This window comes from Streptomyces sp. NPDC048211 (genome assembly GCF_043202315.1).
Taxonomy (GTDB): Bacteria; Actinomycetota; Actinomycetes; order Streptomycetales; family Streptomycetaceae; genus Streptomyces.
Genome location: NZ_JBIDAD010000011.1, coordinates 53,179 through 65,128, shown reverse-complemented (window position 1 = coordinate 65,128; position 11,950 = coordinate 53,179). Strand labels below are relative to the sequence as shown.

At 71.4% G+C, this 11,950-nt stretch carries 5 protein-coding genes and 1 tRNA gene; 1 reads left to right on the top strand and 5 read right to left on the bottom strand.

What is annotated here, in order from left to right:
- Positions 1-10: 10 nt before the first annotated feature.
- Positions 11-1,579, top strand: a complete 1,569-nt coding sequence (locus tag ACGFZA_RS32485; protein WP_393683841.1) for a tyrosine-type recombinase/integrase — start codon at positions 11-13, stop codon at positions 1,577-1,579.
- A gap of 155 nt (positions 1,580-1,734) precedes the next feature.
- Here the strand turns inward: ACGFZA_RS32485 and ACGFZA_RS32480 are convergent.
- From ACGFZA_RS32480 to topA, 5 genes are all read right to left on the bottom strand, one after another.
- A tRNA-Thr gene (locus ACGFZA_RS32480) sits at positions 1,735-1,808 on the bottom strand.
- Positions 1,809-1,906: 98 nt separating this feature from the next.
- The gene (locus ACGFZA_RS32475; protein ID WP_393683839.1) at positions 1,907-3,457 is read right to left on the bottom strand and encodes an alpha/beta hydrolase; all 1,551 of its coding nucleotides are present in this window, start codon (positions 3,455-3,457) and stop codon (positions 1,907-1,909) included.
- 215 nt (positions 3,458-3,672) lie between these two features.
- Positions 3,673-4,878 carry a DNA polymerase III subunit delta' gene (locus tag ACGFZA_RS32470; protein ID WP_385277235.1) on the bottom strand — a complete coding sequence of 402 codons (1,206 nt, stop codon included), beginning with the start codon at positions 4,876-4,878 and terminating at the stop codon, positions 3,673-3,675.
- A 284-nt stretch (positions 4,879-5,162) separates the two neighbouring features.
- Positions 5,163-8,435 (bottom strand): dTMP kinase, encoded by a 3,273-nt coding sequence (gene tmk, locus ACGFZA_RS32465; protein ID WP_393683837.1) that lies wholly within the window; start codon positions 8,433-8,435, stop codon positions 5,163-5,165.
- 408 nt (positions 8,436-8,843) lie between these two features.
- Positions 8,844-11,708 (bottom strand): type I DNA topoisomerase, encoded by a 2,865-nt coding sequence (gene topA / locus ACGFZA_RS32460; RefSeq protein WP_385277231.1) that lies wholly within the window; start codon positions 11,706-11,708, stop codon positions 8,844-8,846.
- Positions 11,709-11,950: the final 242 nt, after the last annotated feature.

Genomic DNA, 11,950 nt, shown 5'->3' with positions numbered 1-11,950 from the left:
TGGGGGGCCCATGTTCGAAGAGAAGACGTACAAACGGTGCACCTGTATGGGGCCGCTGTTCGAGAAGGATGGCGAGCCGGCTCTTGACGACGACGGCGCCCAGAAGGTCGGTCGGCTGGACCGCAACTGCCCGCGCCTCAAGGAGCGCACCCACGGCTCGTGGTACTTCCAGATCGAGCTGGAGCGCGGCGGCGACGGCAAGCGCCGCCGGCCACGGGAGGGCGGGTTCCGCACGCAGGAGGAGGCCGCGGCCCGAGCCGAGGAAGTATGGAAGGCCGCCAAGGCGGGCGTGAACGTCATGTCCGAGGAAACTGTGGCCCAGTTCCTCGACCGCTGGCTCAAGAAGAAGAAGACCGAGCTGAAGCGGACCACTGCCCACGAATACGGGCGGGACATCGAGCTGTACATGGTGCCCCACCTCGGCGCACTGAAGCTGCGCGATCTGCGCGCCCGCCACTGCCAGGGCATCTTCGACTGGATCATCGCCGACAACGAGCGCCGCACCGAGCACCGCGGCCGTGTGGCCGAACTGCAGGAGGCGGCCGACACCGCATGCCTGGCGTGGCGCAACGCCCCCGCCGGCACCCCCGCAGAGAGGGCCGAGCGAGCCCAGCTGCGCGGCGTCTGGGCGGATGCCCGCGACCGGCATGCCGTCGAGCGTAAGCAGCTGCAGCGGACCACGGGGCCGTCCACGATGCTCAGCATCAAGGCCACGCTGTCGTCCGCGCTCAACGATGCGCTGAAGGAGGAGCTGATCGCCAAGAACTACGCGCAGTTCCTGACGCTCCCCAAGGTGACCAAAGCCCGCGCGCTGGCATGGACCGCCCCACGTGTCGCCCGCTGGAAGCGCACGGGCCAGAAGCCGTCGCCCGTCATGGTGTGGACCCTGGAGCAGACCGCAGAGTTCCTGGACTTCATCGTCGAGGACCGGCAGTTCCCCGGCTGGCACCTGGTGCTCTTCCACGGCCTGCGCCGCGGCGAGCTCGCAGCACTCACCTGGGACGAGGTGAACCTCGACGAGGAGATCATCCACGTCACCGAGCAGCTGGTGTCGATCTCTTACGAGATCCACGAGGACACCCCGAAGGCCGACAGCGTCCGCGACATCAAGCTGAACCGCGACTCGGTCCTGCTCCTCAAGGCGTGGCGCAAGAAGCAGCGTGCCGAGCGCAAGCAGTGGGAAGCGCACCGGGCTTGGAAGGACTCGGGTAACCGCGTCTTCACGCGGGAGGACGGCTCTGCGTACCACCCGCAGTTCTTCTCGGACCGCTGGGACCGCCTTGTGTCGCTGTCCGGTCTGCCGCCGATCCGGCTCCACGACGGCCGCCACGAGGCCGCGAGTCTGGCGCTCGCCGCCGGCGTCGCGCCGAAGGCAGTCCAGGCGATGCTGGGGCACTCCTCGATGCGGATGACGACCGACACCTACCAGACGGTGCTGCCCGAGATGCATGCGGCGACGGCCTCGGCTTCCCTCGACCTGATGGCGGCCTACCGGGCGAAGGAGCAGAAGAAGGTAGCCAAGAAGCCGAAGAAGAAGTCCAAGAAGCGGGGCAAGGGGGAGGGCAAAGAAGCTGCGTGACGCGGACGCGGAGGACACCTCTCCTGCGCTCGGGCCCCCATCTGGCCCCCATGGGACGTTCTGGCGCCGAATCAAGCGGGTGGCGTAGACCACTCATTGATCAAGGAAAAGCAAAAGCCCCAGGTCACGGCGAGTGAGTCCTGAGGCTTAAGCGGAGCCGCCTTCGGGATTCGAACCCGAGACCTACGCATTACGAGTGCGTTGCTCTGGCCAACTGAGCTAAGGCGGCACGCCCTGTCGCACCATGGTGCGATCAGCAGCGTCGCCAAGTCTACACAGTTTCCGGGAGTGCTCCGTACCGCCCCGTCCTGGAGCCTTCGGTGCAGGTCAGGAGCACTTCTTGCCGTCGTCCGGCACGGTGCCCTCCAGGAGGTACCTGTTGATCGCCGTGTCGATGCAGTCGCTGCCGCGGCCGTACGCCGTGTGCCCGTCGCCCTCGTACGTGAGGAGCGTGCCCGAGGAGAGCTGGCCGGCCAGGGACTTCGCCCACTTGTACGGGGTCGCCGGGTCCCGGGTGGTGCCAACGACCACGATCGGGGCGGCGCCCTCGGCCTTGATGGCGTGCGGGGTGCCGGTGGCGGGGACCGGCCAGTAGGCGCAGTTCAGGGAGGCCCAGGCGAAGCCCTTCCCGAAGACCGGCGACGCCTTCTCGAAGGCGGGAAGGGCCTGGGTGACCGCCTCGGAGGTGGCGAAGGCGGGCGGGAGGTCCAGGCAGTTCACGGCCGCGTTGGCGTACATGAGGTTCGCGTACGTGCCGTTCGGCTCGCGCTCGTAATAGCTGTCCGCCAGGGAGAGCAGACCCGAGCCGTCGCCCGCCTTGGCGCCGGTGAGCGCCTCACGGAGCTGGGGCCAGGCCGTCTCGTCGTACATGGCGGCGATGACGCCCGTGGTGGCGAGGGACTCGCCGAGCTTGCGGGACTCGCCCGTGGGGATCGGCTTCGCGTCGAGATCACTGAACAGCTTCTTCAGGTTGGTCGCCGCGTCTGCGGCGGACACCGTGCCGAGCGGGCAGTCAGCCTTCTTCACGCAGTCCGCGGCGAAGGACTGGAACGCGGTCTCGAAGCCCGCCGTCTGGTCGCGGTTCATCTCGACCGACGCCAGCGAGGGATCCATCGCGCCGTCGAGGACGAGCCGGCCGGCCCGCCCGGGGAAGAGCTCGGCATACGTCGCGCCCAGGAAGGTGCCGTACGAGGCACCGACGTAGTGCAGTTGCCCGTCCCCGAGCAGCGCGCGCAGGACGTCCATGTCGCGGGCCGTCTCCACGGTGGAGACGTGCGGCAGGATCTCGCCCGAGCGCTGCTCGCAGCCCGTGGCGAACTTCTGGAAGGCGCCGCTCAGCTTCGTGACCTCGACCGCGTCGTCAGGGGTCTGGTCGACCTGCGTGTAGGCGTCCATCTGCGAACCGGTGAGGCATTCGACGGGTTCGCTGCGCGCCACTCCGCGCGGGTCGATGGCGACCATGTCGTAGCGGGCGCGCACCTGGGCGGGGTAGCCGATCGCGGCGTAGCCCTGGAGATAGCCGATGGCCGATCCGCCGGGACCTCCCGGGTTGACCAGGAGGGAGCCGATCCGCTTTCCGGGTCCCGTGGCCTTCTTGCGGGAGACGGCCAGCTTGATCTCGCCGCCGTCCGGCTTCGCGTAGTCGAGAGGCGCCTTCATCGTGGCGCACTGGAATCCGGTCACACCGCAGTCCCGCCAGCTCAGGTGCTGGGCGTAGAACGGCTTCAGCGCGGCCGGTACGGCGGAGGGCGAGGCCGAGGCCGCCTGCGCGGGCGACGAGGCGCCTGTCGTCGAACCTCCGTCGGTGCAGCCGGAGATGAGGAGGCCGGCAGTGCCGAGCGCAAGGGCGAGGGTGCGGAGCGGGCGCCTGGTGTGCATGTCCGGAGCGTAGCCGCCGGGCGGCGACTCGTCCGTTTCCCTGCTCTTTCAGGTGATTCGGCGACCGATCGGCGGGTTGACCGTCCGGCCCGTGTGCCGCCCCCGTCGTGCAGGGGCGGGTTGGCTGTCCCGTCCGTGCTCGGCCCGCAGCCGTTGGCCGTCCCGTCGGCGCCAGGCCCCCACCGCGCCCGGCAGGTTCAGGCCGCCCGGCAGCTTCAGCCCGCCCGCAGCGCCATCGTCATCGCCTCCACCGCGAGCAGCGGGGCCACGTTGCGGTCCAGGGCCCGGCGGCAGGCGGACACCGCCTCGATCCGGCGCAGGGTGCGCTCGGGTGTGGACGAGCGGGCGATGCGGTCGAGGGAGTCCTGGGCGTCCGCATTGGCGATGGCGATCCGGGAACCCAGCTGCAGAGCGAGCACATCACGGTAGAACCCGGTCAGCTCGGTGAGTGCCAGATCGAGGCTGTCGCGCTGCGTACGGGTCTTACGGCGCTTCTGCCGGTCCTCCAGCTCCTTCATCACCCCTGCCGTACCCCGCGGCATCCGGCCCCCTGCGGAGGCGCCGAGCGCCGCCTTCATGTCTTCCGTCTCCTTGACGTCGACATCCTCGGACGCCTGCTTCGCGTCGTCCGTAGCCGTGTCGATCAGCTCCTGCGCGGCCTTGAGACAGCCGCCGATGTCGTCGACGCGCAGCGGAAGCTTGAGGACGGCCGCCCTGCGGGCACGGGCCCGCTCGTCGGTGGCAAGGCGGCGGGCCCTGCCGATGTGCCCCTGGGTCGCGCGGGAGGCGGCCGCGGCCCGCTCCGGATCGATGCCGTCCCGCCGGATCAGGACGTCGGCGACGGCTTCGACCGACGGGGTGCGCAGGGTGAGGTGGCGGCAGCGGGACCGGATCGTGGGCAGCACGTCCTCCAGCGAGGGCGCGCAGAGCAGCCACACCGTGCGGGGCGCCGGCTCCTCGACCGCTTTCAGCAGCACATTGCCCGCGCCCTCGGTGAGGCGGTCGGCATCCTCCATGACGATGACCTGCCAGCGCCCCACGGCCGGCGAGAGCTGGGCGCGGCGGACCAGCTCCCGGGTCTCCTTCACACCGATGGAGAGCAGATCGGTGCGGATCACGTCGACGTCGGCGTGCGTACCGATGAGGCTCGTGTGACAGCCGTCGCAGAAGCCGCAGCCCGGCGCCCCGCCCAGGGCACGGTCCGGACTGGTGCACTGCAGGGCGGCGGCGAAGGCCCGGGCCGCGGTGGACCGGCCGGAACCCGGGGGCCCGGTGAACAGCCAGGCGTGGGTCATCCTCGAACCGGGCGGCACCGGCTCTCCCGAGGAGTTGGCGGTGACCAGCGCGTCGGCGTCCCGGGCGGCGGCACCGAGCTGCTCCTGCACGCGGTCCTGGCCGACCAGGTCGTCCCATACGGACATGGGTCACCGCCCTTCCGGTGGTGTGCGGCCGCGCCGCCGTTCCGTGGAACGGCGGCGCGGCCCTGTGTGGCTCTCGTCACGGCTGCCGCCGTGACGTTCGTCGATCCGGCTTCCCATTGTGGGGGACGGGTCTGACAATCCCGGCAGAGCGACGACGGACGGCGGAGCGACGGCGGATGGATGGACGGCGTACCGACGGCGGCAGCCCGAGGGGGCGGTGGCGGACGGAAGGCTGGACGCCGATGGTCCCGCGCCTGTTCGCGCAGGACCATCGGTCTCCCCGGTCAGCGACGCGGGCGGCGTCCCCGGCCCTTGTTCTCGGGGCCCTCGTCGTCGTGGTCGCCGAGCAGCTCGTCCGCCAGCGTGGGCAGATCGTCCAGCGGGGTCTCCTCCGCCCAGTCCGGGCGCGGGCGCCGTGACCGTCCGGACGACTCCTGCTGGTTCCGGTCCGCGTGCGGGTCGGCGTGCGGGTCGGTGATCTGCGGCAGCTCGCGGGTGCGCTCGTTCTCACCCTCCGGTACGGAGCCTGCCGGGCGCTCGTCCCGGAAGATGCCGCGCGGCACCCGGTCCGCGGGGTCGGCCTCGCGTCCGGAGTCGTGTCCGGCGCCGCGTCCGGAGTTCCGCCCCGCGTCCCGTCCCGTGTCCCGGACCGGCGGAAGCACCGCCGTCTCGTCCGCCGCACCGGGGTGTCCGGACGCGTCGGAGATCTTCGGGATCATCGTCGTCTCGGCCTCGTCGGAAGGCCAGGGCGCGGACGGCGAGGCGCTGCGGGGCCGCCCGGAGCCGGACTCCGGATCCACCGGGGAAGGCACCGGCTGCGTGATCTCGTTCGGGTTGACGATCGGGGTGGGCACCGTCAGCTCGCTGTCCGACTCGGACGACGCGGACCGGTCGCGCGAGGCCTTCGCGGCAGCAGCCGCCTCGGCATCGGCTTCCGCCTGGGCAGCCGCTGCCCGCTCGCGGGCGCTCTCGGCGGCCGCGGAGGCCTCGGCCTCGGCCTGCCGGCGTGCCGCCTCGGCCCGGAGCAGAGCCTCCTCGGCCTTGCGCTGCTTCTCCAGACGCCGGGCCTCGGCCTCCTGGCGCAGCCGGGCCTCCTCCTCGGCCTGGCGGCGCAGCCGGGCCTGCTCGGCCTCGCGGGCCGCGTCCTCGGCCTCGATCCGGGCGCGCTCCTCCTCGGCGACGCGGCGGGCCTCCTCGGCACGCTGCCGGGCCTCCTCCGCCTGCCGTTCGGCTTCACGGCGGCGCGCTTCCTCCTCCTCGCGGCGCTTGCGCTCCTCCTCCTCGGCGCGGAGCTTCGCGAGCTGTTCCTGCCGCTCGCGCTCCAGACGCTCCTCCTCGGCCTTGCGGGCCGCCTCCTCCTCGGCGCGGCGCCTGGCCTCTTCCTCGGCGGCCTTGCGCGCCTCTTCCCGGGCCTTGATCTCGGCCTCGGAGAGCGGAAGGAGCTGGTCGAGCCGGTGGCGTACGACCGTGGTGATCGCCTCCGGTTCCTGACCGGCGTCCACCACCAGGTACCGCGTCGGATCGGCGGCGGCCAGCGTCAGGAAGCCGGACCGCACCCGGGCGTGGAACTCGGGCGGCTCGGACTCCAGCCGGTCGGGCGCCTCGGTGAACCGTTCCCTCGCAGTCTGCGGGTCGACGTCCAGAAGCACCGTCAGATGCGGTACGAGACCGCTCGTCGCCCAGCGCGAGATCCGGGCGATCTCCGTCGGCGCCAGATCGCGGCCCGCACCCTGATAGGCGACGGACGAGTCGATGTAGCGGTCGGAGATGACGATCGCGCCCCGGTCCAGCGCCGGACGCACGACCGAGTCGACGTGCTCGGCGCGGTCGGCGGCGTACAGCAGGGCCTCGGCCCGGTTGGAGAGACCGGCCGACGACACGTCGAGCAGGATCGAGCGCAGCCGCTTGCCGACGGGGGTCGCACCGGGTTCACGGGTGACGACGACCTCGTGGCCCTTGGCCCGGATCCATTCGGCGAGCGCCTCGACCTGGGTGGACTTGCCGGCTCCGTCGCCGCCCTCCAGGGCGAGGAAGAAGCCGGTCGCGGCGGGGGCGACCGCCGGGTCGCCGCCCCGCAGCGCCTCACGCAGATCGCGGCGAAGCGGGACACCGGAGCGGTCGTCCGCCTTCGCGAGGACGATCGCGGCGACCGGCAGCAGCAGGGCGCCGATCAGCATCAGGGTGAAGGCGGCACCGCCGTGCGCGAAGACGAAGTCGCCCGCGGTGAGCCGCTGGGGGCCGATGGCGGCGGCCACCAGCGGGCCGCCGACCGCACCGAGCGCGATCAGGACCCGGACGACGGCCTGGAGGTGCTCGGTGGTGCGGGTCCGGCGGAACTCCTCGGTCTCCTGGTCGACGAGGACGTGGCCCGTGTTCGCGGCGACACCCGCCGTGTATCCGGCGAGTACGGCGATCAGGATGACGGTCGCCGTGTCCGGGACCAGGCCCATCGCCAGGAGGGCGACTCCGGTGACGGCGGTGGCCAGGGAGAGCAGCCGCCGGCGCGACAGGGTCGGCAGCACCTTCTGCGCGGTGCGGATGCCGACGCCCGTAGCGCCGGTCAGGGCGAGGATCAGCAGCGCGAAGGTGGCGGGGCCGCCGCCGAGGTCGGCGGCGTGCAGTGCGGCGACGGCGGCCGCGGCCGCGATCGCTCCCGCGACCGCGGCGCAGGTCGCGACGATCAGCGGGACGGCACCGGTGCGGCCCTTGTCCGGTCCGCTGCCGGAGGACGGCCGGCGCAGTCCCTCCAGGGGCGAGCGCGGGCGGGGCGTCGGTGAACCGGGCAGTTCCAGGAAGTACAGGGTGGAGATGGAGGCGGAGAACAGCCCGGCGGCGACGTACGAGCCGAGGGCCGCCTGGTGGAAGGAGAACCACTCCAGGCCCGAGCCCAGCAGGTTGCCGATGAGCGTGGCCACCAGCAGAACGGCCGCGGCGGCGGGAACGGCGGCGAAGTCCGTACGCAGCGACAGCCGGCGCAGGGCGTCGAGGTGGTCCGGCAGCGGGCGCACCGCGGCGCCCTCGATCGGCGGTGCGGGCAGCAGCGCGGGCGCTGCGCCGTCCTTCGCGATGGTCCACAGGCGCTCGCCGGCGCCGGTGACGAAGACGGTGATCAGGATCATCATGAGCGCCTTGTCGGGCGTCCAGTCGATCCACAGGGGCGCGATGACCAGCAGCGCGAGCCGTAGCCCGTCGGCGCCGATCATCAGCCACCGCCGGTCGAGCGGCCCTCCCGGGGCCGTCAGGGTCGTCAGCGGCCCCAGGAGTACGGCTCCGAAGAGCAGGGTGGAAATAATCCGGGCCCCGAAGACGGCGGCGACGGCGAAGGCCGCCCCGCGGTATCCGGATCCGAATGAGCCCTCAAGGACCGCCGCTTGCAGCGACAGCAACACCAGCACGAGAAGGGCGAGTGCATCGCCGGTACTGCCGACGAGCTGGGCGCTCCACAACCGCTTCAGCGGGGGAACACGCAACAGGGCCCGTACGGCGCGCTCGCGTGAGTCTGCGGCAAGTGTGTCGGAGGTGGGGCTCACGACCGTTGGCTGCTCGGCTCGCGTCATCCGCCCAGCCTATCGGGAGCGGGGTAGTGCCCGGGGGGCGCGTCCGAACAAACGACCGCAGACCATGCGCCGGACCCTCGCCGCCACTCCGGCCCATCAGCCCCTCGGACCCATTCCGTTCCGGCCTGTCCTGCCCGAGCCGGCCATTCATCCCCATCGGCCCCTGCCGCTCCACCGCACGGTTCAGCCTCTCCGGCGATTGAGGAGCGGAGGTCCGGGGCGGATCCCCCGGTTACGGGGAGGGGACAGCCCGCCACAGGCGCACCCGGCCTCCACCCCCGCCCGCTCCACAACGCCTCGGACCGCACAGGAACCCCCGGACCGCTCCGGAACGCGGCAGCGCCGGGCGGGCCGGACACTCGTCCAGCCCGCCCGGCGCTCAGGAATCCGTACAGGACCCCGTAAGGGTCAGTCCTCCGAGGAAGCCGCGGAAGCCGCCTTCTTCGTCACGGTCTTCTTCGCCGCGCCCGTCGTCTTCTTCGCGGCGGTCTTCTTGGCCGCGGTCGTCGTCTTCTTCGCCGCGGTCTTCTTCGCCGCGGTGGCCTTCTTCGCCGGCGCCTTCTTTGCCGGAGCCTTCTTCGCCGTCTTCTTCTTGGCGGGCCCCTTGGCACGCTTCTCGGCGAGCAGCTCGTAGCCGCGCTCCGGCGTGATCTCCTCGACGCTGTCGTCGCTCCGCAGCGTCGCGTTCGTCTCGCCGTCGGTGACGTACGCGCCGAACCGCCCGTCCTTGACCACGACCGGAGCACCGCTCACCGGGTCCGTACCCAGTTCCTTCAGCGGCGGCTTGGCGGCGGCCCGCCCGCGCTGCTTGGGCTGGGCGTAGATGGCGAGGGCCTCTTCGAGGGTGATGTCGAAGAGCTGGTCCTCGGAGGTGAGGGACCGCGAGTCCGTGCCCTTCTTCAGGTACGGGCCGTAGCGGCCGTTCTGCGCGGTGATCTCGACGCCCTCGGCGTCCTCGCCGACGACGCGCGGCAGGGACATCAGCTTCAGCGCGTCGGCCAGCGTCACCGTGTCGAGGGACATCGACTTGAACAACGAGGCCGTCCGCGGCTTCACCGCGTTCTTGCCGGTCTTCGGGGTGCCCTCGGGCAGCACCTCGGTGACGTACGGGCCGTAGCGGCCGTCCTTGGCGATGATCTGGTTCCCGCTGACCGGGTCCGCACCGAGCTCGAAGTCGCCGCTGGGCTTGGCCAGCAGCTCCTCCGCGTACTCGACGGACAGCTCGTCGGGCGCCAGCTCCTCGGGGACGTCCGCGCGCTGGTGGCCCTCGGAGTCCTTCTCACCGCGCTCGATGTACGGGCCGTACCGGCCGACCCGGAGCTTGATGTCGTTGCCGACGGGGAACGAGGAGATCTCCCGGGCGTCGATCGCGCCGAGGTCGGTGACGAGCTCCTTGAGCCCGCCGAGGTGGTCGCCGTCGCCGTTGCCCGCGTCGGAGGCCTTCCCGGCACCGGCCGTGTCGTCACCCTCCTGCGCACCGAAGTAGAAGCGCTTCAGCCACGGCACGGACTGGGCCTCGCCCCGCGCGATGCGGTCGAGGTCGTCCTCCATACGGGCCGTGAAGTCGTAGTCGACGAGCCGGCCGAAGTGCTTCTCCAGCAGGTTGACCACGGCGAACGACAGGAACGACGGAACGAGCGCCGTGCCCTTCTTGAACACGTACCCGCGGTCGAGGATCGTCCCGATGATCGAGGCGTACGTCGACGGGCGGCCGATCTCGCGCTCTTCGAGCTCCTTGACCAGCGAGGCCTCGGTGTAGCGGGCCGGCGGCTTGGTCGCGTGGCCGTCGACGGTGACCTCGTCGGCGGTCAGCGCGTCGCCCTCGGCGACCTGCGGCAGCCGGCGCTCGCGGTCGTCGAGCTCGGCGTTCGGGTCGTCGGCGCCTTCGACGTACGCCTTCATGAAGCCGTGGAAGGTGATCGTCTTGCCGGACGCGGAGAACTCGGCGTCCCGGCCGTCGCTCGCCCGGCCACCGATCTTGACGGTGACGGAGTTGCCGACCGCGTCCTTCATCTGGGAGGCGACGGTCCGCTTCCAGATCAGCTCGTAGAGCCGGAACTGGTCGCCGGTGAGACCGGTCTCCGCAGGGGTGCGGAAGCGGTCGCCGGAGGGGCGGATCGCCTCGTGCGCCTCCTGCGCGTTCTTGACCTTGCCGGCGTACGTACGGGGCTTGTCCGGCAGGTAATTCGCACCGTAGAGCTGCGTGACCTGCGCCCGGGCCGCGGAGATCGCGGTGTCCGAGAGGGTCGTGGAGTCGGTACGCATATAGGTGATGAAGCCGTTCTCGTACAGCTTCTGCGCGACCTGCATGGTGGCCTTGGCCCCGAAGCCCAGCTTCCGGCTCGCCTCCTGCTGGAGGGTCGTCGTACGGAAGGGGGCGTACGGGGAGCGGCGGTACGGCTTCGACTCGACGGACCGCACGGCGAAGGCGGAGTCGGCGAGCGCGGCGGCCAGGGCGCGGGCGTTCGTCTCGTCCAGGTGCAGCGTCTGGGCGGAGCCGGCCTTGAGCTGCCCGTCCGGGCCGAAGTCGCGGCCCTGGGCGATCCGGCGCCCGTCGACCGCGCTGAGGCGGGCGGTGAGCGTCGAGGGGTCGGAGGCGTCACCGGTCCGGCCGGTGGCGAAGGTGCCGGTCAGGTCCCAGTACTCGGCGGAACGGAAGGCGATGCGCTCGCGCTCCCGCTCGACGACGAGGCGGGTGGCGACGGACTGGACACGGCCCGCCGACAGCCGCGGCATGACCTTCTTCCACAGGACCGGCGAGACCTCGTAGCCGTAGAGGCGGTCGAGGATGCGGCGGGTCTCCTGGGCGTCGACCATGCGCTGGTTGAGCTCGCGCGGGTTGGCGACGGCGGACCTGATCGCGTCCTTGGTGATCTCGTGGAAGACCATCCGGTGGACCGGGACCTTGGGCTTGAGCACTTCCTGCAGGTGCCACGCGATGGCTTCGCCCTCGCGGTCCTCATCGGTGGCGAGGAAGAGTTCGTCGGATTCGGCCAGCAGCTGCTTGAGCTTCCTGACCTGGGCCTTCTTGTCGGCGTTGACGACGTAGATCGGCTGGAAGTCGTTCTCCACGTCGACGCCGAGGCGGCGTACCTCGCCGGTGTACTCGTCCGGCACCTCGGCGGCGCCGTTCGGGAGGTCGCGGATGTGCCCGACGCTCGCCTCGACGACGTATCCGGGGCCGAGATAGCCCTTGATCGTCTTCGCCTTGGCAGGCGACTCGACGATGACGAGTCGGCGGCCGCCCTGTGCGGTCTCGCTGGTCGGGGACAACTTCGCTCTTCTCTCCGGTCGACGCTGGTGGGCATCAGGGCAGTGCGATGGCGCTGCCGACAGTGCTGTCGCTGCGGAGTGTGACGGTACAACCCGCCCCCGTGTCAAACGGCAAAAGCCCGCAACGGCCACTCGAACGGTAACCCGACTTCCGCCATTCCTGCCGCCCGGCCCGCTCCGTCCGCCCCGCGCAGGGCCGCTGCCTGCGGGTTTCGGCGGCACTGTGGCTGCTCTGCGGGTAC